Raw genomic sequence first — 24,102 nt, forward strand, 5'->3', positions numbered from 1 at the left:
GCGACGTCCTGTTCGCCATGCTGCGCGACGGCACCATTTACCAACCCAAGTCAGCCCCTAACGCTTGACGAAACACATAGGGGCACCCCCCCCCCCGCGCGGTGTGGGAAAATACGCGCTTTCCGTCAGTTTTCGCGTCATGGATTCCGCATTCGACCGGGCGTACGCCGCACACCGCGCAGGCCGCCTCGCCGAGGCCGAGCACGGTTATCGCAACGCGCTCGCCTCCGACCCCGCCAACGCCGACGCGCTGCACCTGTTCGGCGTGCTGCGGCACCAGCAGGGCCAGCATGCCGAAGCGGCCGACCTCGTCGGCCGCGCGGTCGCGCTGCGCCCGGACGATGCCGCGCTGCAGCTCAATCTCGGCAACGCGCTGAAGGCGCTCGGCCGGCTCGACGAAGCGATCGACCGCTTTCGCAACGCGCTGACGCTCGCGCCCGAATTCCCGCTCGCGCACTACAACCTCGGCAATGCGTATGCGGCGCTGCAGCGTCACGACGACGCGATCGATGCGTTCGGCCGCGCGCTGCGGCTCACGCCCGACGACGCATCGATCCACAACAATCTCGGCAACGCGCTGAACGCGCTCGGCCGCCATGACGATGCGCTCGCCGCGTTCGGTCGCGCGCTCGAACTGCGGCCCGGGCATGCGGGCGCGCACAACAACCTCGCGATGGCGCTGAACGCGATGGGCCGCGCCGACGACGCGATCACGCACTTCCAGGCCGCGATCGCCGCGCAGCCGCGCTTCGTCGCCGCGCATTTCAATCTCGGCAACACGTTCGACGCGGTCGGCCGGCATGCGGAGGCGGCCGCCGCGTTCGAAGCGGCGCTCGCGCTGCACCCGCCGTTTCCGCTCGCGCTGTTCGGGCTCGCGAACGCCCTGTGCGCACAGGGGCGCCACCGCGACGCACTGCCCTACTACGAGCGCGCGGTCGGTCTCGATCCGTCGTTCGGCCTCGCGTGGCTGAACCTCGGCAACGCGCATCACGCGCTCCGCGCATACGAGATGGCACTGCGCGCGTTCGACCAGGCACTGCGCGTCGCGCCCGATCTCACGCTCGCGCGGCTGCACCGCGCGGTCACGCTGCTGACGCTCGGCGACTTCACGCGCGGGCTGCCGGCCTACGAAGCGCGCCACGAGACGCCCGGCGCGACGTCGCTCGGCACGCTGCCGCGCTGGCAAGGCGAGCCGATTGCGTCACGCACGCTGCTGATCCGTGCGGAACAGGGGTTCGGCGACACGCTGCAGTTCGTCCGCTTCGTGCCGCTTGCCCGCGCACGCTGCGCGCACCTCGTGCTCGAAGTCCAGCCGGAACTCGTGCCGCTGCTGGCGCCGGCCGCGTCGCGCTGGCGCGTGACGCTCGTCGCACCGGGTGCCGCCAGGCCGCCCGCGGCGGATGTTGCCTGCACGCTGATGAGCCTGCCGTTCCTGCTCGGGCTGCAGCCGGACGACATCGTCGGCGGCTCGCGCTACCTCGATGCGCCCGACAGTGCCCGTCGGCGCTTTCGCGGCTCGCTCGGCGGGCAGTCGAAGCGCAAGTTCGGGCTTGCCTGGTCGGGGCGCCGGCAGGCGCAGGAAAACCGCTCGATGCCGTTCGATGCGCTCGCGCCGCTGCTCGCGCTGCCGGACATCGACTGGATCGTGCTGCAACCCGCGCTCGACGACGACGAACGCGCGCGCGTCGACGCGCATCCGCGCGTGCATCGCTTCGACGGCCGGTTGAACGACTTCGCCGACACGGCTGCGCTGATCGAGCGGCTCGACGGCGTCGTCACGATCGACACGGCCGTCGCGCACCTCGCGGGCGCCCTCGGCAAGCCGCTGTGGGTCATGCTGCCGTTCGCGCCCGACTGGCGCTGGTTCACCGGCGACGACTGCCCGTGGTATCCGCAGGCCCGGATCGCCCGCCAGCCCGCGCCGGGCGAATGGCTCGACGTCGCGGCCACGGTTGCCGGCCAGTTGCGACGCGACGCCTGAACGCAGACGAAAAAAGGGAGCGCGGTGCGCTCCCTTTTTCAATGCGATCCACGCGGCCCGTGCCGCGCGACGGAATGGTGCCCGTCAGGCCGCCTTATACTGGTTGCGCGCTTCGGACGTGCGATACAGCACGAGCGTCGCGATCAGCCCGCAGATGGCCGCCACGCTCAGCCACAGTCCCGGCGCCGCCTTGTTGCCGGTCTGGTGGATCAGCAGCGTCGAGATCGCGGGCGTGAAGCCCCCGATCGTCGTCGCCAGGCTGTACGCGAGCGAGAAGCCGGCCGTGCGCACGTCGGCCGGCATCACTTCGGTCAGCGCGACGACCATCGCGCCGTTGTACGACCCGTACAGGAACGACAGCCACAGCTCGACCGCGAGCAGCCTCAGGAACGACGGATCGCCGACGAGCCACAGCACGGCCGGGTAAGCCGTCAGCAGCGTCAGCACGGTGAACGCGATCAGCACGGGGCGGCGGCCGACACGGTCGGACAGCGCGCCGGACAGCGGCAGCCACACGAGGTTCGAAACACCGACGCAGACGGTCACGACCAGCGCGTCGAGCGACGACAGGTGCAGCACTTCCTTGCCGAAGGTCGGCGTATACGCGGTGATCATGTAGAACGACACCGTCGTCATGATCACCATCCCCATGCCGGCGACCACGACGCCCCAGTTGTCGAGCATCGAGCGCATGATCTCGCCCATCGTCGGGCGATGACGCTTCGCGAGGAATTCGTCGGTCTCCTTCAGCGAACGGCGGATCAGGAACAGGAACGGCACGATCAGGCAGCCGATCAGGAACGGGATGCGCCAGCCCCACGCGGTCATCTCCTCGGCAGGCAGTACGCGATTCAGCAGCACGCCGACGAGCGCGGCGAACACCACCGCCACCTGCTGGCTGCCCGACTGCCACGACGTATAGAACCCCTTGTGGCCCTTCGTCGCGATCTCCGACAGGTACACCGACACGCCGCCGAGTTCGACGCCGGCCGAGAAACCCTGCAGCAGCCGGCCGAGCAGCACGAGCACCGGCGCGAGCACGCCGATCGTCGCATAGCCCGGTATCGCGGCCACCGCGAGCGTGCCGATCGCCATCAGCCCGAGCGTCAGGATCAGCCCCTTGCGGCGGCCGTGATGGTCGATGTATGCGCCGAGCACGATCGCGCCGACCGGCCGCATCAGGAAGCCGGCGCCGAACACCGACAGCGACAGCATCAACGACGCGAATGCGTTGCCGCTCGGGAAATAGGTTTTCGCGATGGCCGACGCGTAGTACCCGTAGACCATGAAGTCGTACATTTCCAGGAAGTTGCCGCTGACGACCCGGAACACGGTGCGGACTTTCGATTCCTGCGCGATGGCGTGTGACGCTGTGGACATGTTTTTCTCGCTCAGCTCGGATGGCGCGAATGCGCGCCGCATGGACCCGGCGATGCGCGCCGCGCCGGGCCGGCGCGCACGGGCATCGCTGCCCGCCGGTGGCGCATCGCACAACGACGCTTGCACCGGCATGGTTCGCGAATGATGCCACGCGAAGCCGACATTTGCCTTGGAGCGCCGCTGTCGTTGCCTTCGTGGCATTCGCCTCGTACGAGTCGCCCTGAAACGGGCAAAAGAATCAGATTGATCTGATCGACCGGCCTTCGCCGGCTGACCACAATGTCACGATTTGCGACGACATGTCCGCGCCGCCCTCATGACCCACTCGCCTCTTGTCCCCGTCGAAGGCGCGCTCGCCCGCCCTCGCGTCGCCCCGCTCGACCACGTGCCGCCGTTCGGCCGCGATTGGAAGTTTCGCGGCGCACCCGGTGCACGGCCCAGCAAGAACTGCCTCGCGACGCTGACGACGTCCTGCATCGACGTCGACCGGCCGCACCGCGAGTGCCGCTGGCAGCCGACGACGGCGGCCGGATCGCTTGCCGCGCCCGTCGTCGCCGGCCGGCGCGTCCCGCGTCCTTCAGGCAACCGCCGGGACCGGCGCGCGATATACGCAACCTGCTGGAGCATCGGCGCGTTCGGCATCATCGGCTGGCTGATCGCCGCGCATGAACCGTTCACGGGTTTCGGGCCTGCATACGCGCTTCAAGCGGCCGACGGTGCGCGCGGCCATGCAACGTTTTCGACCGGTACCGTACGGGTCGCGCCGGTTCAGCCGGACACGCCGGCGCACACTTCACCGCAGCACACGGCAGCAGCGCCAACGGCGAAAACTGCGGCGCCGCGATCGGCCGCGCATCGCGATACGCGTCGCCCGGCGCCGCTTCAACCGCAGGCAAGCTCCGGTGTCCAGCGCGCTGCGACGCCACCACCGGCGTCCCCGCATCGAACCGCCGGCTCGCGCACGGCAGCGGCGCCGGCCCGGACACCAGGCACCGCGCATGTGGCGGCGCGCCGTCCATCCGGCACCGAACCACCGCGCGCCCAAACACGCGATCGGCTCGCCCCGCCACCACATGCAACGGACACACGCGAAGCCGGCGCCACGCCGGACGATCCGCTCACGCTCATCGCGACGGCAAACGCGCTGCGCATCACCCAGCCTGAGCGTGCCATGCACGCCCCCGCCGCCGGGTTCGACTGGACGTCCCGGCTGTCCCACCGCCGACTGACCGATACGCCCGACGCGTTCGCACACTGACGACGCCCCATCCCGGGCCCGCCCAACAAAAAACCCGGCGAAGATCGCTTCGCCGGGTTTCGGTCGTTTTCGCCGTGCGTCCGACGAACCGTTACTTGTGCGCGGGCAGCCCCGATTCGGTCTGCTTCTCGAGTTGCCGCACCTGCTCCTGCAGATCGCGCAACTGCATCTGCGCGGCACGCTTCTCGACCTGCAGCGCCTGCGTCTGTTCCTGCGCCGACTTCTGGCGCTGCGCGACTTCGGCCTGCTGGCTGCGCGCGACGCTCAGGTCCGCCTGCAACTGCTGCGCGCGGTTCGCCTGCAGCGCGATCACGCGTTCGAGAAAGGCTTTCTGCGCCTGCAGTTCGGTACGGCGGATCTCGATATCGGCGAGTTGCACGGTCTGCTGGACGAAGTTTGCGTAGACCATCTCCGCGCGGTTCTTTTCCTGCGACCGGATCACGCGCCACAGATTCTTGTCCTGGAACAGCGCGACGTAGTACGTCATCTCGCGCGGATCGAACATCAGGCTCGCGCCGTAGCTGCCGTTGTACGTCGTGCGCATTTCGACGATCCGGCCGTCGTGCAGCATCCGCGTCAGCTCGGCGACGTTGCCTTGCGCGGTTGCGTCCGTCGCGGCCGGCGCCGGCGCCTCGGCACCGCTCAGGCTCGTGACTGCCGGGCGCGTTCCGGCGACGGGTGCGGTCGCGTCGGCCGACCAGGCCGCGCCCGCTTGCGCGCAGGCAGCCAGCGCAACGATCCACGCAGCGCATCGTGCAGGGGAAATATTTCGGAAAGCCAACGTCGGACTCCGGCGAACGAATCGGAACTCGCGATTATCGTTCAAAAAGAAACGGCCGCATCTCGAATTTATCGGGAAGCGGCCGGCCTTCGGACAACGCAGGAAATACGGCTGGCTACAGACGCGTTTCACGCGCCGCGCGCAGGAATGCATCGAGCAGCGGCGTGCAGTCGAGCAACTCCGCGCCGCCCGCACGATGGAACTCGGGGTGCCATTGCACGCCGACGACGAACGGCGAACGACGATGGCGGATGCCCTCGATGATCCCGTCGCCGGCCGACACGGCCTCGATGTTCAGGTCGCGGCCAAGATCGCGGATCGCCTGGTGGTGGATCGAGTTGACGATCGCTTCGCTGCGCCCGGGGAACATGCTCGCCAGCGTCGACGTGTCCGGGAAGCGGATCGCGTGACGATGCTGGTCGTAATGCTCGCTTACGTGCGCATTCGCGGTCGGCACATCGGTGGCGATGTCCTGGTACAGCGAGCCGCCGAACGCGACGTTGATCAGCTGGCAGCCGCGGCACACGCCGAGGACGGGTTTGCCGGACTCGACGAATTCATGCAGCAGCTCGAGTTCGTACATGTCGCGCACGCGATCGCCCGGCCATTCGGGGCGCACATCCGAGGCCGCGTAGGTTTGCGGCGACACGTCGGCCCCGCCTTGCAGCAGCAGGCCGTCGAGATGCTTCGCGTAGTCGCGCAGACGGATGTTGCTCGGGTGGATCATCCCCTGGTGGCCGACGGTCGGAATCATGAACACGAGCACGTCGCGCGACATCACCCAGTGGGCGATCGATTCCTCGAGATACTGCAGCGTCTTGCCGCGCAGCCCTTTCGCACCCGGTTCCGGATGGAAGATCCGCGCCGACACGCCGATGCGCAGCGTGCGTTGCGTGATGCGCTGGCCGGCGCGATCGAACAGCCGGCGCGCCCGCGCCGCGACGATCCGGCCGAACACCGACCATGGCGTATCGCTCTGCTTCAGGTAGGCCGGCGGCGCATTCTGCGCGCTCGCGGGCGGCGGCCGCGACGTTTCGAAATCCGGCGGCGCACCGAAGCCGGGAGGCGGCGCACCCGGCTTCGGCGGTGCGACCGCGCCATCGGGGGCGCCGGGCGCACCGGGCTCGGACGCGGTTGTGACCGGCGACGCGCCGTCCACGGCGACGTTCTGCGCGGCGGCTTGCGCGGCCGGCGCATCGGGCGTTTTCGCCGGCTCGGGACGGAGGGAATCGGAGGAAGCGGAAGAGGTGCCGGGCAGACCGGCCGGGGAAGGCGTGTGTTCGCTCATGACGATGGTCTGGTACGTCGCTCACGCGTATGGATAGACGAGGATTCATTATGCTTCAGTGCACGATCGCGCGGCAAACCTGCAACATCCTGTCGCCATTGTTGCAAGTGGTTGCCGGCGGCGCCGGGGCGTGTCCCCCGGCCGCGCGCCCGCACCGACGGCGTCTCGTCGCCCGCACTGGACATCAGTGATATATCACAATAATATCCAGACATCGTCCACGCCTCCCGATCGCCCGCGCCATGATCGCGCCCCGCCCGGCCGCCGCGCCGCTCCTCGCATGAATACCCTGACCGACGTCACCCGCGACCGGTTCGCCGCGCCGGCGGCCAGCCTCGCCGACCGTGCGTATGCGCTGATCCAGCGCGACATCATCACGATGCGCCTGAAGCCGGGCGCCGCGCTCAACGAAGCCGACCTCGTCGCGCGCACGGGGATCGGCCGCACGCCGGTGCACCAGGCCGTGCATCGGCTCGTGCTCGAGGGGCTGCTGTCGGTGATGCCGCGCAAGGGCTTGATGGTGCAGCCGCTGTCGCTCGACGACATCGTCGCGGTGATCGACGTGCGGCGCATCAATGAAGCGCACTGCGCCGAACTCGCCGCGCGCCACGCGACGCCGGACGATCTCGCGCGCCTGGCCGCGCTGCTCGACGACGGACAGGCCTGCGTCGACACGCATGACGTGGAGGGGATGATGGAACTCGACCGCGCGTTTCACCAGGCGATCGCCGCCGCCGCGCGCAACGCGGTCCTCGCCGAGATCCTGCGCGCGCTGCACGAGCGCTCGCTGCGCTTCTGGTTCGTCACGCTGTCCGAACCGCATCATCTCGCCGACGTCCAGCACGAACACCGCGCGTTGTTCGACCGGCTGTCCGCCCGCGACGCCGCCGGCGCGCGCGACGCCGTCGAGCGCCATATCGATTCGTTTCGCTCCACCCTTCTTCAACATCTTCGCCCCTGAGCCGCTCATGACCACGTTCACGCCGTTCCCCCCGCTCGCCCAGCTCGCCGCCGACCTCGCGGCCGGCCGCACCACGAGCCGCGCGCTCGTCGATACCGCGCTCGACCGGATCGCCGATCCGTCGGGCCAGGGCGCCGTCGTCTTCACCGAAGTCGACGCCGACAACGCGCGCGCGGCCGCCGACGCGCACGACCGGCTGCGCGCCGCGGGCACCGTGCTGTCGCCGCTCGCGGGCATCCCGGTGTCGGTGAAGGACCTGTTCGACGTCGCGGGCCAGGTGACGCGCGCGGGTTCGCGCGTGCTCGACGGCGCGCCGGCCGCGCGCACCGATGCAGTCGCCGTCGCGCGGCTCAAGCGTGCGGGCGCGGTGCTGGTCGGCCGCACCAACATGAGCGAATTCGCATTCTCGGGGCTCGGGCTGAATCCGCACTTCGGCAATCCGCGCTCGCCGTACCATCGCGACGTGCCGGGCGATGCGCGGATTTCCGGCGGTTCGTCGTCGGGCGCGGCCGCGTCCGTCGCCGACGGGATGGCCGCCGTCGCGCTCGGCACCGACACGGGCGGCTCGATCCGCATTCCGGCCGCGCTGTGCGGGCTGACGGGCTTCAAGCCGACCGCGAGCCGGATCCCGACGCAAGGCGGCGTGCCGCTGTCGACGACGCTCGACTCGTTCGGCCCGATCGGCCTGACGGTCGCGTGCTGCGCCCTCGTCGACCGGATGCTCGCGGGCCTCGAGCCGCACGTGCCGGCCGCCCGGCCGCTCGAAGGCGTGCGGCTCGGCGTGCTGACGAACTACGTGACGGATGGCGTCGACGCCGACGTCGCGGCCGCGCTCGACACCGCGCTCAAGCATCTCGAAGCCGCCGGCGCGATCGTCACCGACGTGCGCTTCGCCGCGCTCGACCGGCTGCCGGAGATCAACCGCTTCGGCTTCTCGCCGATCGAGGCGTACGCCTGGCATCGGCCGCTGCTCGCCCGACATCGCGACCAGTACGACCCGCGCGTGCTGACGCGGATCCTGAAGGGCGAACCCGCGAGCGCGGCCGACTATCTCGACCTGCTCGCCGCGCGCGCCGCGATGCTCGACGAAGCCGCGCACACGGTCTGGGCGCGCTTCGATGCGCTCGTCGCGCCGACGGTGCCGGTCGTGCCGCCGCGCATCGCCGACCTCGAAACGGACGACGACGCGTTCACGCGCACCAATGCGCTGATCCTGCGCAACCCGAGCGCATTCAACTTCCTCGATGCGTGCGGACTGTCGCTGCCGTGCCATCCGCGCGACGCGGCGCCGGTCGGCCTGATGCTCGCGGCGGCGCCGCATCGCGACGACGCGCTGCTCGCGATCGGCCAGGCAGTCGAGGCCGTGCTGAACACGATCCGCTGACCGCATCGCCGATCGCCGGCGGGCGATGCGCGCGGTGCGGCAGGTTGCCGCACGCGCGCTGTCAGTTTCGTGCCAGACCGTTCGCGCTAAAATCGCGCGATTGTTTTCCGGACCGACCGACGAGGAACCCCGCCGACATGAACGACTACACGCTTGCGCTACGCCGTGAACGCCGCCTGCTGATGCTGCTCGGATGGGCGTGCATCGCCCTGCTGGCCGGCGCGCTGTACCTGCAGTACGTGAAGAACGAAGATCCGTGCCCGCTGTGCATCATCCAGCGCTACTTCTTCTGCGCGATCGGGATCTTCGCGTTCCTGGCCGCCGGGATCCGCAACTGGCGCGGCATCTGGGTGCTCGAGCTGCTGATCGCGATCGCCGCGGCCGGCGGTGTCGGCACGGCCGCGCGGCACCTGTCGATCCAGATGAATCCGGGCTTCAGCTGCGGCTTCGACACGCTGCAGCCGATCGTCGACAGCCTGCCGCCCGCGCAGTGGTTCCCCGGCATGTTCAAGGTCGCCGGGCTGTGCGAGACCGTCTACCCGCCGATCCTCGGCATCCTGCTGCCCGGCTGGGCGCTGATCGGCTTCGCCGTGATCCTGGCCGCGGTCGTCGCGAGCCTCTGGCGTCATCGCCGCAAGCTCGCCCGCTGACCGGCCGCTGTTGCGGCCGCCGGCAAGTGCGGCCCGGCCGATCGGGCCGCACGCCGGCGACGCGAACCGCCGCTTCCGCCCGCCCTGTCCGGCCGGCCGCGCGTAAACCCCTACCCCGCCGCCGCCCGGATCGCCGGACGAACGCGCGTCGCGCAACCGACGCGCCCCCGCCCCGTCACGCGTGCGTTTCGGCCCGATGCGCACGCATCGGCGCCCCGATCCCGCGCGGCGGGCCTATGATCGACATGATCGCCTCCTGATAGCCCGGATCACTGCCCGGCCATGTTCGCGCCGCGCGGCGATGCTATCTTCGGGACTGGATGGCGATCTACGTGCGCGAGGCCAGGCGGTCTCACCACCCCTGCGTAACGCGCGCCCGATCCGCAATGTCGACTGGATTCCTCATGACAACGCAAACCATCCGCATCCGTCACCCTCATGGCGTCCGCGTGTCCGGCGGCGCCGTTCGCGCGCAGCGTCGGCGCGCTGCCGTCGTCCCGCATCAGCCGTGCGGCCGGCCGGCCCTGCTCCCGTCCGTCATCGCCACGCCCGCCGGCCCGCGCCGCGTGTCGTGCCGCGTCGTTCCGAACGGGGTGTGCTGATGGAAGCCTGGCTCGGCGATCTGCAGCAACTGCTCGCGCACGGCGAAGCGGCCGTGCTCGTGACGGTCGCGCATACCGACGGCTCCGCGCCGCGCGAGGCCGGCACCAAGATGCTCGTCACGCGCGACACGGCCCGCCATACGATCGGCGGCGGTCATCTGGAATGGAAGGCGATCGAGATCGCGCGACACCTGCTGAAGGATGGCGTGCACGTGCCGCACGCGCGCCGGCTCGAACGGCTCGCGCTCGGCCCGAGTCTCGGCCAGTGCTGCGGCGGCGCCGTGGTGCTCGCGTTCGAGCGGCTCGACGTCGGCGATCTCGGCTGGATCATGTCGCTCGCGAAGCGCGTCGCGGCCGGCGCCGCGACCGTGCGTAGCGTATCATTCGGCCCCTCGCCGGGCGCGCCGCTGTTGAGCGAGCCCGAACCGGAAGCCGCGCGGGCCGACTGCCTGCTGTGGGAAACCGGCGGCGTGTCGCTGATGACCGAGACGATCGCGCCGTTTGCGTTCCCCGTCGTGCTGTTCGGCGCCGGGCACATCGGCACCGCGCTCGTGAAGGTGCTGGCGACGCTGCCGTGCCACGTGCGCTGGATCGACGGGCCCGCTGCGGTGTTCCCGCCGGCCGACGCGCTCGCCGGCATCGGCAACCTCGCGATCGAAGCGGCCGCTGCCCCGGCCGACGCGGTCGACGCCGCGCCGCCGCAGTCCTACTTCGTCGTGATGACGCACGATCATGCACTCGATTTCGTGCTGGCCGAACGCATCCTGCGACGCGGCGACTATGCGTACTTCGGGATGACCGGCTCGCAGGCGAAACGCGTACAGTTCGATCATCGCCTCGCGGCGATCGGCATCGACCCGGCCCAGGTCGCGCGGATGCGCTGCCCGATCGGCGTCGAAGGCATCATCGACAAGGCGCCCGAAGTGATCGCGATCTCGGTGGCCGCGCAATTGCTGCAGGCCGTCGAGGCGAATGCGTCCGCGCAGGCTTCCCCTACCTACTGACCGACCAAGAACGACGCCATGACCCCGACATTCAAGGACAAGATTGCCCGCGCGCCGAAAGCGGAGCTGCACATCCACATCGAAGGCTCGCTCGAGCCCGAACTGATTTTCGCGCTCGCGCAGCGCAACGGCGTGAAGCTCGCGTACGACTCGATCGACGCGCTGCGCGCCGCGTACGCGTTCACCGACCTGCAGTCGTTCCTCGACATCTATTACGCCGGCGCGAGCGTGCTGCTGACCGAGCAGGATTTCTACGACATGACGGCCGCGTACTGCGAACGCGCGCTCGCCGACCACGTCGTCCATACCGAACTGTTCTTCGATCCGCAGACGCACACCGAGCGCGGCGTGCCGATCGAGACGGTCGTCGCGGGCATCGAGCGCGCACTCGCCGATGCCGAACGGCGCGGGCTGTCGAGCAGGCTGATCCTGTGCTTCCTGCGCCACCTGTCCGAAGAGGACGCGCTCGCGACGTTCGAATCCGCGTTGCCGCTGTTCGAGCGCTATCGCCACCGGCTGATCGGCGTGGGCCTCGATTCGTCCGAGCTCGGCCATCCGCCGGCCAAGTTCGCGCGCGTGTTCGAGAAGGCGCGTGCGCTCGGGCTGAAGCTCGTCGCGCATGCGGGCGAGGAAGGCCCGCCCGCCTACATCCACGAAGCGCTCGACGTGCTGAAGGTCGACCGGATCGACCACGGCGTGCGCAGCATCGAAGACGCGGCGCTCGTCGAGCGCCTCGCGAAAACGCGCACCGCGCTGACCGTCTGCCCGCTGTCGAACCTGAAGCTGTGCGTGTTCGACGACATGACGAAGCACACGCTGAAGGCGCTGCTCGATCGCGGCGTCGCGGTGACGATCAACTCCGACGATCCCGCCTATTTCGGCGGCTACGTCAACGAAAACTACTTCGCGACGGCCGAAGGGCTGCAGCTCACGGATGCCGAAGTCCATGCGGTGATCCGCAACGGCTTCGAGGCGTCGTTCATCGAACCGGCGCAGCGCGACGCACTGTACGCGCGCCTCGACGCGTACTGGCAGGCCGCGTGACGGCCCGCATCGAGGAACGCTAGACAGATGAGACACGGCAACGGCATCCGCTTCGCGCCCGCCGGTTCGGCCTTGCGCCGGGCCGGGCGCGAGCGTGCGCGCGCGGCGACGGCGCCGTCCGGCGTCGTGCGCCGTTGCCCGCCGTCGCGATGCGCCGTTGCGTTCGCCGCCGCATCGGTCGCGAGCGCGAGGGCCGCGAGGATCGCCGGCGACCACCGGCTGGCGGCTTCGGCCGCCACGTTCGCCCGCGCAATCGCCTCCGGTCGTGCCGCACGCAGCGTGCCGCCGCCGCTCGCGAAGCACCCGGCCGCCCCCGTGCGGCGCCGATCGTTTTCTTCTGTTCGCCTTACCTTGATGCAGGACCATTCGTCATGACGCAAACCGCTTTCCGTTCCCAGCTGCTGACCTTCAACGGCGACCCGGCGCAATCGAGCCAGGCCGCGAACCACGAGACCGACGGCCTCCTGATCGTCGCCGACGGCAAGGTCGTCGCGGCCGGCCCGTATGCGCCACTCGCGGCAACGCTCGCGCGCGACGCGGTCGTCCACGACCTGCGCGACAAGCTGATCGTGCCCGGCTTCATCGACACGCACATCCACTACCCGCAGACGGACATGATCGCGTCGCCGGCGCCCGGCCTGCTGCCGTGGCTCGACAAGTACACGTTCCCGACCGAGCGCCAGTTCGGCGATCCCGAGCATGCGCGCGAAGTCGCCGATTTCTTCGTCGACGAGTTGCTCGCGTGCGGCACGACGAGCGCGCTCGTCTACTGCACGGTGCACAAGCAGTCGGCCGATGCGCTGTTCGCGGCGAGCGACGCGCGCGACCTGCGGATGATCGCGGGCAAGGTGCTGATGGACCGCAACTGCCCCGAGTTCCTGCGCGACACCGCGCAGTCGGGATACGACGACAGCGCCGAGCTGATCGACCGCTGGCACGGCAAGGGCCGCCAGATGTACGCGCTCACGCCGCGCTTCGCGCCGACGTCGACCGAGGCGCAGCTCGAGGCGTGCGGCGAACTCGCGCGCCGCCATCCGGACATCTTCGTGCAGAGCCACGTCGCGGAAAACGTCGACGAGGTGAAATGGGTGGCCGAGCTGTTCCCCGGCCATCGCAGTTATCTCGACATCTACGACCGCTACGGGCTGCTGCGCCCGCGCGCGGTGTACGGCCACTGCATCCACCTCGACGACGAGGACCGCCGCCGGATGGCCGAGACGCGCACGGTCGTCGCGCACTGCCCGACGTCGAACTTCTTCCTCGGCAGCGGGCTGTTCGACTTCGACAAGGCCGGCGAATACGACGTACCCGTCACGCTCGCGACCGACGTCGGCGGCGGCACGTCGTTCTCGATGCTGCAGACGATGAACGAGGCCCACAAGGTCGCGCGGCTGTCGGGCCACCACCTGACCGCGACGCGGATGTTCTGGCTCGCGACGGCCGGCGCCGCGCAGGCGCTCGATCTCGCCGACACGGTCGGCACGCTCAAGCCGCGCACCGAGGCCGACTTCGTCGTGCTCGATCCGCAGGCCACGCCGCTGCTCGCGCGCCGCACCAAACGCGCGGATTCGCTCGAGGAACTGCTGTTCGCGTTCGCGCTGCTCGGCGACGACCGCGCGGTGTACCGCACCTACGCGGCCGGCGAACTCGTCCACGAACGCGGCGCCGCGCGCCGGCCGGCCACCGCGTAACGGTAACGCCGCGCCGGTACGCAGCCCCGACCGGCACGGCCCGATCGCGGCCGTACCGGCCGGGCAGCCAGGCGCGCCCTCGCCGACCGGGCTCCCACGCCCGGCCGGCCGCCTTCCCGCACGCAATGCGTCGTGCTAAAATTCGCCGCTCATTGGGGAGTAGCCGCTCCGCTCGATGTCCCGCGCCCCCGGCGCGCATCGTGACGGAGGCGTCCGTCAACAGACTTGGCCGTTCGGCCATGGCGGACGCAGCCACGCTGGCCTGGCGAGACCGATGGTTCACAGTGCGCCGCATCAGGGCCCGGCGCGCCGTGGATCGTCGCTCGCACGCACAACATCGGCCCGTGGAACCCCATACGTGTCCCAAGCCTTCCTGATCTCCACCGGCGCCGTCGCCCTCGCTGAAATCGGCGACAAGACCCAACTGCTTTCCCTCGTCCTGGCCGCGCGCTATCGCAAGCCGGTGCCGATCATTCTCGGCGTGCTCGTCGCGACGCTCGTGAACCACGGTTTCGCGGGCGCACTCGGCGAATGGCTCGGCGCGCTCGTCACGCCGTCGATCATGCGCTGGGCGCTCGCGTTCTCGTTCATCGCGATGGGATTGTGGATTCTCGTGCCCGACAAGCTCGACGCCGACGAAGCCAACGCCACCCGCTCGCGGCTCGGCGTATTCGGCGCGACGCTCGTCGCATTCTTCCTCGCGGAAATGGGCGACAAGACGCAGATCGCGACCGTCGCGCTGGCGGCGCGCTTCCAGGACTACATCGGCGTCGTGGCCGGCACGACGTTCGGGATGATGCTCGCGAACGTGCCGGCGATCCTGCTCGGCGACCGCTTCGCGCACCGCCTGCCAACCCGGCTCGTGCACGGGATCGCGGCCGTGCTGTTCGTCGTGCTCGGCGCGCTCGCGCTGCTGGGTGTCGGCGTCTGACGGAACAGGATGACCGGCGCGGCCGGGTAGCCGCGCCGGGATGGGCACCGCGTTACTTCGCGACGGCCGCGCCCGAAGCCGGCGCAGCCGGCACCGCGCGCTCGTTGGCGGCCGGCGTCGCCGGCCCGCCGCGCTTGTCGACCGGCAACCGGACCGAGCGGACCGCGCCGTTCGACAGCGGGAAATCGGCGAGCGCGCTGCGCGCGAGGAACGGCATCGCATACAGCAGCGTGCCGTTGTCGCCGGTCGTGCGCGCGGACACGTTGTACACCTCCTTGCCCGTCGCGCGCTCGGTGATGCGGATCCCGAGCGTGTAGTCGAACACCTGGTACGTCTGCGCGACATAGCCGGCCGGCATCGGCCCCCAGGGCCCCCACGGGCCCCACGGCCCGCGCCGCCAGTACGGCCCGGGCGCAAACCACGGGTCGTAGTAGACCGGCTGCGGCACCGTCACGAGATCGCTGCCCACCGCATAGGTCAGCCCGACGAGATAACGCGCCTGCGCCGGCGGCACCTGCCGGAACGCATACGCGGACAGTTCGTTGGCGACGATCGGCTCGTAGGTCGACTGCTCGATGCTGTTCTTCTGCGCCTCGGTGCGCGTGAACGCATAGGTGCGTGTCGCGTCGCTGCCGCTCCAGTCGGAGAAGGCCGTGACCTGGGTCGTCACATAGCTGGTGCAGCCCGTCAGCAGCGCCACGCACAGCGCCGCCGCCCAGCCCGCACCGCGAAAAATCCATTCGCGTTTCATGTTGATCCTCGTCGATCCGTCACCCGTTCGTCGCACCGCGCGAACCGCAACGGGATGCCGATAATACGCGGACTGTCGAAAGCGGTAAAAAGTTCGCCCGGCACGCAGCCGCAAGCCTTTGTACAATGGCCCGGTTCGCCCGGCCCGCGTAACGGGCCCGTTCCCCACCCCACCGATCTCGACGACCATGTCCGACAACGCCTCCTCCACCGTGATCCGCCGCGCCGACTACACGCCGCCGGCATTCCTCATCGATTCCGTCGCGCTCGAATTCGATCTCGCGCCGGCCCGCACGATCGTCAGGAACACGATGCGCGTGCGCCGCAATCCGGACGCCGCGCCCGCGCCGCACCTGGAGTTGATGGGCGAAGCGCTCGAATTCGTCGGCGCGTCGCTGGACGGCGCGCCGCATGGCGCCGTGCGCGCGCACGAGCACGGGCTGACGGTCGAGAACGTGCCCGACGCGTTCGAGCTGACGCTCGAAAGCGCGTGCGCCCCCGACCAGAATACGACGCTGTCGGGCCTCTACGTGTCGAGCGGCAATTTCTTCACGCAGTGCGAGGCGGAAGGCTTTCGCCGCATCACCTACTTCCTCGACCGCCCCGACGTGATGGCGTCGTACATCGTCACGCTGCGCGCCGACAAGACCGCGTACCCGGTGCTGCTGTCGAACGGCAACCTCGTCGATTCGGGCGACCTGCCCGACGGCCGCCACTTCGCGAAATGGGAAGACCCGTTCCGCAAGCCGAGCTACCTGTTCGCGCTGGTCGCCGGCAAGCTCGTCGCGATCGAGGAAAAGATCACGACCGGCTCCGGCAAGGAAAAGCTGCTGCAGGTGTGGGTCGAGCCGGCCGATCTCGACAAGACGCGTCACGCGATGGATTCGCTGATCCACTCGATCCGCTGGGACGAAAGACGCTTCGGCCTCGAGCTCGATCTCGACCGCTTCATGATCGTCGCGGTCGGCGACTTCAACATGGGGGCGATGGAAAACAAGGGGCTCAACATCTTCAACACGAAGTACGTGCTGGCGAACCCCGAGACCGCGACCGACACCGATTTCGCGAACATCGAATCGGTGGTCGGCCACGAGTACTTCCACAACTGGACCGGCAATCGCGTGACCTGCCGCGACTGGTTCCAGTTGAGCCTGAAGGAAGGCCTGACGGTGTTCCGCGACCAGGAATTCTCGGCCGACATGGCCGCGGGCGACGACGTCGAATCGGCGGCCCGCGCGGTCAAGCGCATCGAGGACGTGCGCGTGCTGCGCCAGCTGCAGTTCGCCGAGGATGCCGGCCCGATGGCACACCCGGTGCGCCCGGAAAGCTACGTCGAGATCAACAACTTCTACACGATGACGGTCTACGAGAAAGGCTCGGAAGTCGTGCGGATGTACCAGACGCTGTTCGGCCGCGACGGCTTCCGCAAGGGGATGGACCTGTACTTCAAGCGCCACGACGGCCACGCGGTGACCTGCGACGACTTCCGTCACGCGATGGCCGACGCGAACGGGCGCGACCTCGCGCAGTTCGAGCGCTGGTACAGCCAGGCCGGCACGCCGCGCGTGTCGGTGCGCACCGCGTACGACGCGGCCGCGCGCCGTTACACGGTCACGCTCGCGCAGGGCTACGGCGACGCGTCGCCGGCCGCGCGCGAAACGCAGCAGGGGCCGCTCCTGATTCCGTTCGCGATCGGCCTGATCGGCCGCGACGGCAGCGACCTGCCGCTGCGCCTGGACGGTGAAACGGCCGCTTCGGGCACGACGCGCGTGCTCGACTTCACCGACACCGAGCAGACCTTCACGTTCGTCGACGTGCCGGAAGCGCCGCTGCCGTCGCTGCTGCGCAACTTCTCGTCGCCGGTGATCGTCGAGTACGACTACAGCGACGACGATCTCGCATTCCTGCTCGCGCACGACAGCGATCCGTTCAACCGCTGGGAGGCCGGCCAGCGCCTCGCGACGCGCGCGCTGCTGACGCTCGCCGCGCGGGCGGCCGCGAACGAACCGCTCACGCTCGGCGAGAACTTCATTGCCGCGTTCCGGCGCGTGCTGACCGACGCGACGCTGTCGCCGGCGTTCCGCGAACTCGCGCTGACGCTGCCGTCGGAAACCTACCTCGCCGACCAGATGGCCGAGGCCGATCCGGCCGCCGTGCATCGCGCACGCCTGTTCGTGCGCCGCCAGCTCGCGACCGCGCTGCGCGCCGAATGGCTCGCCGCGTACGAGCAGCACCAGACGCCGGGCGCCTACGAGCCGACGCCGGAGGCCTCCGGCCGCCGCGCGCTGAAGAACCTCGCGCTCGCGTATCTCGCCGAACTCGAGGATCCGGCCGATGCGGTGCGCCTCGCGACCGCGCAGTACGACGCGGCGAACAACATGACCGATCGCGCGGCCGCCCTCGGCGCGCTGCTGTCCGCCGCCGCCGCGGGCGCGAACGAGCCGGCCGATCGCGCGCTCGACGACTTCTACCGCCGTTTCGAGAAGGAAGCACTCGTGATCGACAAGTGGTTCGCGATGCAGGCGGCGCAACGCGGCACGGCCGCGCAGCCGACGCTCGCGAAAGTGCGCAAGCTGCTCGCGCATCCGGCGTTCAACCTGAAGAATCCGAACCGCGCACGCTCGCTGATCTTCAGCTTCTGTGCAGCCAACCCCGCGCAATTCCACGCGGCGGACGGTTCGGGCTACGCGTTCTGGGCCGAACAGGTGCTCGCGCTCGACGCGATCAATCCGCAGGTCGCCGCACGCCTCGCGCGTTCGCTCGAACTGTGGCGCCGCTTCACGCCGGCGCTGCGCGACCGCATGCGCGGCGCGCTCGAGCAGGTCGCGGCCGGCGCGAAGTCGCGCGACGTGCGCGAGATCGTCGAGAAGGCGCTCGCCTGACGCCGTCGCCCGCGCCGCATTCGCGCGATGAAGCCGGCGCCGCCCGATGCGGCGCCGGCTTTTTTATTGCACGGGCGCGGCCGGCACCGAGCCGAATGACGGGGTCTGACCGCTCGGCCTGCCGCCGCGCCGGTACGCACCGCGCCCCCCTCTGCCGCCGAAAACCGGGCCGGCTCGGCCGCCCGGCGATGTAACCGGACGAAAAAAGCCGGCGGCGCGGGAAGCGCGACAGGTAAAATTGCGGCCATTCAAGGATTCTTTGGCCTTTCGGAGTCTGTCATGTCCATTGCCCGCCGCACCACGCTGTCGAAGTTCCTGATCGAACAGCAACGTGAGACCAACAACCTTCCCGCCGACCTGCGCCTGCTGATCGAAGTCGTCGCACGCGCGTGCAAGGCGATCAGCTACAACGTGTCGAAGGGCGCGCTCGGTGAAGCGCTCGGCACCGCCGGCAGCGAGAACGTCCAGGGTGAGGTGCAGAAAAAGCTCGACATCCTGTCGAACGAAATCCTGCTCGACGCAAACGAGTGGGGCGGCAACCTCGCCGCGATGGCATCGGAAGAAATGGAAACGTTCTTCCCGATCCCGGCGAACTACCCGCGCGGCGAATACCTGCTCGTGTTCGATCCGCTCGACGGCTCGTCGAACATCGACGTGAACGTGTCGATCGGCACGATCTTCTCGGTGCTGCGCTGCCCGGACGGCAAGCAGGCGACCGAAGAATCGTTCCTGCAACCCGGCACGCAGCAGGTTGCGGCCGGCTACGCCGTCTACGGCCCGCAGACGGTGTTCGTGCTGACGACCGGCAACGGCGTGAACTGCTTCACGCTCGACCGCGAAGTCGGCTCGTGGGTGCTCACGCAAAGCAACATGCAGATCCCGGCCGACACACGCGAATACGCGATCAACGCGTCGAACGCGCGCCACTGGTACGACCCGGTCAAGCGCTACGTCGACGAACTGAACGCCGGCAAGGACGGCCCGCGCGGCGACAACTTCAACATGCGCTGGATCGCCTCGATGGTTGCCGACGTGCACCGGATCCTGAACCGCGGCGGCATCTTCATGTACCCGGCGGACAAGCGCACGCCCGATCGTCCGGGCAAGCTGCGCCTGATGTACGAAGCGAACCCGATGTCGTTCATCGTCGAACAGGCGGGCGGCGCCGCGACGACCGGCACGCAGCGCATCATGGAAGTGCAGCCGACGGGCCTGCACCAGCGCGTGCCCGTGTTCCTCGGCTCGAAGAACGAAGTCGAGCGCGTCACCGGCTATCACGACGAAGCAAAATAATTGCACTGCAGCACTGGACGGAGGCGTGATGCGCAAGTACAATCTCGCCTCTTGATGTGGCCCTGACCGGTCGCATCACAGTGAAGTGAAAGCGGGCAGTCCGCCGGATCGAGGGTTTCGCGAAACAGCAGCAGCAAGCTGAAAAAAAGTTCGCAAAACCTATTGCCAAGATCTCGGATTTGACCATATAATTTCATTTCTCTGCTGCCGGTGTAGCTCAGTTGGTAGAGCAGCGCATTCGTAATGCGAAGGTCGTAGGTTCGACTCCTATCTCCGGCACCAAGACATAAAGGCCTGACAAGTATCGCTTGTCAGGCCTTTTCTCTTTTCCGGCGCCGAAATCGTGCGCCCATCCGGTATCCGTATCCGCCCCGCTTGCGGGCATCCCCCGACTCACGCACCGCGTGCCGCCGATTACAATCGCCGGACCACTCCGCCCTCTTCCCCGCCTCATGCGCACCTGGCGTCTCGAGCGACCGACTCTCAACGCGCAGCTGGATATCTCCCGCGCGACGCGTCTCGTCGCCGCGATCGGCGGCCACGAGGCGAACGCGTTCGCAGCCGAAGTCCTGAAGCTGTTCGACGCTGCGCTGTCGATCACGCAGTGCACGATCTTCGCGTACGAATTCGGCAATCGCCCGCGCACGATGTCGGTTGCCGATCATCGCGGCGGCCGCTACCTGCGCGACGTCGCCGACACCTACGCACGGCACTTCTACGCACTCGACGGCAACCAGCCGATCGTATCGGCCGCCCATCGCGGCACGCACCGCCACGACCTGCTGCTGCATCAGCAAGCGGGCGACGAGATCGCTCACGAAGCGTATCGCGCGGCATGCTATCGCGGCCCCGACGTATCCGACCGGCTGGCGCTGCTGGTGCAGCCCGACGATGCGACGTGGCTGTCGATCAACCTGTACCGCGCCCATCGCAGCGGCGCGTTCCAGCCGCGCGAGATCGCGGCGATCGAAACGCTCGCGCCGCTGATCGCGCAGGCGGCGAAGCATCACTACGCACTCGCCGGCGCGACGCAGGTCGGCATCCCGCAACGGATGCTCGCGCGATTGCGCCATGCGTGCCCCGACCTGTCCAAGCGCGAACTCGACGTGCTGCGCGGCATGCTCGAAGGCCAGACCGCGCGCGAGATCGGCGAGACGATCGGCGTGAAGGCATCGAGCGTCGTCACCTATCAGAAGCGCGCGTATCGGCGCCTCGGCATTTCGAGCCAGCGCGAACTGTTTGCGCTGTGCATGCAGCCCTGACCCGTTTCGGTTCGCGACGAACGTAGCGCCGCCACGCCCGCCGTACCCGAAATGGGGACAACGGCGACACGCCCGGCTTCCATACTGCATCGACCCGTTGCCCCATCGCATCGCCGATGCGCGCACGTCGAGTCAGACCACCGTGGAAGCCAACGATGATCATCGCGTTCAAACCCTATCCGTTCGTCGCCGCGCGCCATTCCACGCATCTGCCGGACTGCGTCGACGGCATCGATACGCACCGGCATCGCGTCGCGATCGTCGGCGGCGGCCCCGTGGGCCTCGCCGTCGCGCTCGGCCTCGCGAATCACGGCATTCGCAGCGTGTTGATCGAAGCCGACGATTCGGTCTGTCACGGCAGCCGCGCGATCTGCATTTCGCGCCGCAGCCTCGAGATCATCGAACGGCTCGGCGCGCTCGACGATTTCCTGCGCACCGGGCTGCCATGGACCGGCGGACGCAGTTTCCATCGCGACGACGAAGTGCTGCACTTCACGATGCCGCAAGACGAGAACCAGAAGCTGCCGCCGATGGTGAACCTCGCGCAGTATCACATCGAGCAGTTCCTGCTGGACGCCGCGCGACGCCGCGCCGATTTCATCGAGATCCGCTGGCAGACGAAGGTCACCGGCGTCACGCGACAACCGGACGGCGTACGCCTGGACGTCGACACGCCGCTCGGCGGCTACGCGCTCGACGCCGACTGGGTCGTCGCATGCGACGGCGGACGCAGCACGATGCGCGACGCGCTCGGTCTGTCGCTCCGCGGCACGCGCTACGAGGGCCGCTATGTGATCGTCGACATCGCGCTCGACAGCAACCGGCCGACCGAGCGCCTCGCGTACTTCGATCCGTCGTCGAACCCGGGCTCGACGGTGCTCGTCCACAAGCAGCCCGACAACGTGTGGCGGATCGACTACCAGTTGCGCGACGACGAGGATGCCGACGCGGCCGTGAAGCCCGAGCACGTGATCCCCCGCGTGCAGAACCTGCTCGACATGATGGGCGAGCGCGGCCCATGGTCGCCGATCTGGATCACGATCTACAAGGCGAACGCACTGACGCTCGAACGCTACCGGCACGACCGCGTGCTGTTCTGCGGCGACGCCGCGCACCTCGTGCCGATCTTCGGCGTGCGCGGCGCGAATTCGGGCATCGACGATGCCGACAACCTCGCGTGGAAACTCGCGTACGTGCTGCGCGGCATCGCGTCGGACGCACTGCTCGACAGTTACTCGGACGAACGCGTGTTCGCGACGCACGAGAATCTGCGTTACGGCACGAAGAGCACCGAGTTCATGGCGCCGCCGTCGTTTGCCTTCGAACTGATGCGAAAGGCCGTGCTGACGCTCGCGCGCCGGCATCCGGCACTGCGTTCGCTGATCAACCCGCGCCAGACATCGGCTATCGCGTATGCGAAGTCGCCGCTGAATGCCGCCGAGCGCGACACGTTCGCGGCCGGCCCGGCGCCCGGCACGGTACTCGTCGAATGTCCGCTGACGCTGTACGCGCCACTCGGCGGCGGCACGCGCAGCGGCCACCTGACCGATCTCGTCGCGCCGCGCTTCACCGCGTTCTGCTTCACGCGCGATGGCGTGCCCGATCCGTCGCTCGCCGAACTCGAGCGGCGCGTGCAGGACGCGCACGTGCCGTTCACGCTCGTCACGCTCGCACGCCAGGCGGGGCCGCGACACCCGGCCTGCGCCGGCCATGACGACGACGGCCGGCTGTTCGACCTGTACTGCGCACGCGACGGCACCGTCTATCTCGTGCGACCGGACGGGCACGTACTCGGCCGCTGGCACGACGCGCGCGCCGACGATCTCGCCGCCGCGCTCGAACGCGCGCTCCACCCGCCCACGTCAACCGAGACCGACCTTCAGGAGACCGCATGATCACGGATATCGAACGCGACACGCTCTACACCGACCTGTGCCGCACGATGACGCGGATCGGTGAAACCGACGCACCGCTTTTTCTCGCCCGCTTCGCACTCCTGTCGATTGAGACGATAGCCGATCCCGCGATCGTCGCACGACTGATCGCCGATGCTGGCGAAGGGCTGCCCGATGCAAACGTTCCGGTGGCGGCACGCGGACAGCGGGACGTCTGACCGGCCAGGTCCGTCCCCACCCATTTCTTACATATTCATTTCATGACGCGTCGCAGCCAGACGAATTCCCCTGGAAAATCCGCTTAAGGGTGCATAACATTACTTAACGATCCTGACCCGTCTATCGCGTTACATTGCGTGGGCGGCGCGGCGGGTCGCATGCCGCTTTCATCCAGCTTGCGGCACACGACAGCCGTTGCCCGGTCATTTCGACTCAACCCAAGGAGAGGACCACCATGACTCATGGCTTGATTATGTGGCTCATCATCGGCGCGATCGCCGGCTGGCTTGCCGGGCTGCTCGTGAAAGGCGGCGGCTTCGGACTGATCGTCGACATCATCGTCGGGATCGTCGGCGCGGTGATCGGCGGCTGGCTCGCCGGAGTACTCGGCATCAGCGTCGGCAGCGGCTTCATCGGCTCGGTGATCGTCGCGGTCGTCGGTGCGGTGATCCTGCTGTTCGTGATCCGGCTATTCAAACGAGCGGCCTGACGCTTCTCTCCACGCGCCTTCGGGCGCGTTTTCGCATCAGGCCGGCGCGCGGCCCGTTTGCCGCGCGCCGCCCGTTCGATCACCGCTTCGCGTGCTGCAACTCGCCGTCGAGCACGTCGGTCGTCAACACCCCGCTGCGCGCTTCGCGTGCACGATCGCGCCCGATCCACACGGTGCGCGGCATGTCCCCCGCCATCCCGCATCCAGTGCCGCGCGCAAACGCTCGGGCACCGGTTCCGCGTGTGCATGCCGCGCGAGCGCTTACGCGAGCGCCGCACCGTTGTCGTCGTACGCATCCATCACGACCATCGCGAGCTACCCGTCCGGATGAAGGCGCTGTCATGCGACCCGATGCG

19 protein-coding genes, 1 tRNA gene, 1 pseudogene and 1 riboswitch are annotated in these 24,102 nt (G+C 68.8%); of the genes and pseudogenes, 16 read left to right on the forward strand and 5 right to left on the reverse strand.

The window, feature by feature from the left end; all coding sequences use genetic code 11:
* The first annotated feature begins 139 nt into the window (after positions 1 to 139).
* A complete protein-coding gene (locus HWX00_RS16995; protein WP_175029322.1) occupies positions 140 to 1,981 on the forward strand; it encodes a tetratricopeptide repeat protein in 1,842 nt (613 codons plus the stop codon).
* A gap of 84 nt (positions 1,982 to 2,065) precedes the next feature.
* On the opposite strand, the gene tcuC is transcribed toward HWX00_RS16995, so the two are convergent.
* Positions 2,066 to 3,361 (reverse strand): MFS transporter, encoded by a 1,296-nt coding sequence (tcuC, locus tag HWX00_RS17000; protein WP_124669193.1) that lies wholly within the window; start codon positions 3,359 to 3,361, stop codon positions 2,066 to 2,068.
* Positions 3,362 to 3,677: 316 nt separating this feature from the next.
* On the opposite strand from tcuC, the gene HWX00_RS17005 reads away from it, so the two are divergent.
* The gene (locus tag HWX00_RS17005) at positions 3,678 to 4,619 is read left to right on the forward strand and encodes an RAD23 family protein (protein WP_175029323.1); all 942 of its coding nucleotides are present in this window, start codon (positions 3,678 to 3,680) and stop codon (positions 4,617 to 4,619) included.
* Positions 4,620 to 4,710: 91 nt separating this feature from the next.
* Here HWX00_RS17005 and HWX00_RS17010 read toward each other — a convergent pair whose 3' ends face one another.
* Together HWX00_RS17010 and HWX00_RS17015 are read right to left on the reverse strand one after the other, a co-directional pair.
* Entirely contained in the window at positions 4,711 to 5,400 is a 690-nt protein-coding gene (locus tag HWX00_RS17010) for a DUF2968 domain-containing protein (protein WP_034187409.1), read from the reverse strand.
* A 115-nt stretch (positions 5,401 to 5,515) separates the two neighbouring features.
* Positions 5,516 to 6,688 (reverse strand): gamma-glutamyl-gamma-aminobutyrate hydrolase family protein, encoded by a 1,173-nt coding sequence (locus HWX00_RS17015; RefSeq protein WP_034187408.1) that lies wholly within the window; start codon positions 6,686 to 6,688, stop codon positions 5,516 to 5,518.
* 280 nt (positions 6,689 to 6,968) lie between these two features.
* On the opposite strand from HWX00_RS17015, the gene HWX00_RS17020 reads away from it, so the two are divergent.
* The 7 genes from HWX00_RS17020 (at position 6,969) to HWX00_RS17050 (ending at position 14,955) form a co-directional block, all read left to right on the forward strand.
* Positions 6,969 to 7,649 (forward strand): GntR family transcriptional regulator, encoded by a 681-nt coding sequence (locus tag HWX00_RS17020; RefSeq protein WP_034187407.1) that lies wholly within the window; start codon positions 6,969 to 6,971, stop codon positions 7,647 to 7,649.
* Positions 7,650 to 7,656: 7 nt separating this feature from the next.
* Positions 7,657 to 9,033, forward strand: coding sequence for an amidase (locus HWX00_RS17025; RefSeq protein ID WP_034187406.1), 1,377 nt, complete (start codon positions 7,657 to 7,659; stop codon positions 9,031 to 9,033).
* Between the two features lie 137 nt (positions 9,034 to 9,170).
* The gene (locus HWX00_RS17030; protein WP_034187405.1) at positions 9,171 to 9,683 is read left to right on the forward strand and encodes a disulfide bond formation protein B; all 513 of its coding nucleotides are present in this window, start codon (positions 9,171 to 9,173) and stop codon (positions 9,681 to 9,683) included.
* Between the two features lie 601 nt (positions 9,684 to 10,284).
* On the forward strand, positions 10,285 to 11,289 hold the full coding sequence (xdhC, locus tag HWX00_RS17035) for a xanthine dehydrogenase accessory protein XdhC (RefSeq protein ID WP_175029324.1): 1,005 nt from the start codon (positions 10,285 to 10,287) through the stop codon (positions 11,287 to 11,289).
* Between the two features lie 18 nt (positions 11,290 to 11,307).
* Positions 11,308 to 12,333, forward strand: a complete 1,026-nt coding sequence (locus HWX00_RS17040) for an adenosine deaminase (RefSeq protein ID WP_034187403.1) — start codon at positions 11,308 to 11,310, stop codon at positions 12,331 to 12,333.
* A gap of 371 nt (positions 12,334 to 12,704) precedes the next feature.
* Positions 12,705 to 14,024, forward strand: a complete 1,320-nt coding sequence (gene guaD / locus HWX00_RS17045; protein ID WP_124669198.1) for a guanine deaminase — start codon at positions 12,705 to 12,707, stop codon at positions 14,022 to 14,024.
* Positions 14,025 to 14,166: 142 nt separating this feature from the next.
* A riboswitch (yybP-ykoY riboswitch) is annotated at positions 14,167 to 14,288 on the forward strand.
* A 94-nt stretch (positions 14,289 to 14,382) separates the two neighbouring features.
* Positions 14,383 to 14,955, forward strand: coding sequence for a TMEM165/GDT1 family protein (locus HWX00_RS17050; protein WP_049036560.1), 573 nt, complete (start codon positions 14,383 to 14,385; stop codon positions 14,953 to 14,955).
* Between the two features lie 52 nt (positions 14,956 to 15,007).
* Here the strand turns inward: HWX00_RS17050 and HWX00_RS17055 are convergent, their stop codons facing one another.
* Entirely contained in the window at positions 15,008 to 15,706 is a 699-nt protein-coding gene (locus tag HWX00_RS17055; RefSeq protein ID WP_049036562.1) for a DUF4136 domain-containing protein, read from the reverse strand.
* Between the two features lie 187 nt (positions 15,707 to 15,893).
* Between HWX00_RS17055 and pepN the strand changes: the two genes are divergently transcribed.
* The 7 genes from pepN (at position 15,894) to HWX00_RS17090 (ending at position 23,746) form a co-directional block, all read left to right on the forward strand.
* The gene (pepN, locus tag HWX00_RS17060) at positions 15,894 to 18,587 is read left to right on the forward strand and encodes an aminopeptidase N (protein WP_175029303.1); all 2,694 of its coding nucleotides are present in this window, start codon (positions 15,894 to 15,896) and stop codon (positions 18,585 to 18,587) included.
* 279 nt (positions 18,588 to 18,866) lie between these two features.
* Positions 18,867 to 19,880 (forward strand): class 1 fructose-bisphosphatase, encoded by a 1,014-nt coding sequence (locus tag HWX00_RS17065; RefSeq protein ID WP_006485729.1) that lies wholly within the window; start codon positions 18,867 to 18,869, stop codon positions 19,878 to 19,880.
* A 206-nt stretch (positions 19,881 to 20,086) separates the two neighbouring features.
* A tRNA-Thr gene (locus tag HWX00_RS17070) sits at positions 20,087 to 20,162 on the forward strand.
* A gap of 170 nt (positions 20,163 to 20,332) precedes the next feature.
* A complete protein-coding gene (locus HWX00_RS17075) occupies positions 20,333 to 21,142 on the forward strand; it encodes a helix-turn-helix transcriptional regulator (protein ID WP_175029302.1) in 810 nt (269 codons plus the stop codon).
* A gap of 155 nt (positions 21,143 to 21,297) precedes the next feature.
* Positions 21,298 to 23,037: an FAD-dependent oxidoreductase gene (locus HWX00_RS17080; protein WP_175029301.1), complete on the forward strand. Its 1,740-nt coding sequence runs from the start codon at positions 21,298 to 21,300 to the stop codon at positions 23,035 to 23,037.
* The gene (locus HWX00_RS17085) at positions 23,034 to 23,255 is read left to right on the forward strand and encodes a hypothetical protein (RefSeq protein WP_175029300.1); all 222 of its coding nucleotides are present in this window, start codon (positions 23,034 to 23,036) and stop codon (positions 23,253 to 23,255) included. The genes HWX00_RS17080 and HWX00_RS17085 overlap by 4 nt, the downstream gene beginning before the upstream one ends.
* Before the next feature lie 236 nt (positions 23,256 to 23,491).
* Positions 23,492 to 23,746: a GlsB/YeaQ/YmgE family stress response membrane protein gene (locus tag HWX00_RS17090; protein WP_034187394.1), complete on the forward strand. Its 255-nt coding sequence runs from the start codon at positions 23,492 to 23,494 to the stop codon at positions 23,744 to 23,746.
* 79 nt (positions 23,747 to 23,825) lie between these two features.
* On the opposite strand, the pseudogene HWX00_RS17095 reads toward HWX00_RS17090, so the two are convergent.
* Positions 23,826 to 24,085: pseudogene (locus HWX00_RS17095) on the reverse strand (TlpA family protein disulfide reductase); the annotation flags it as partial.
* Positions 24,086 to 24,102: the final 17 nt, after the last annotated feature.

The organism is Burkholderia seminalis DSM 23518, from assembly GCF_902832885.1.
GTDB lineage: Bacteria > Pseudomonadota > Gammaproteobacteria > Burkholderiales > Burkholderiaceae > Burkholderia > Burkholderia seminalis.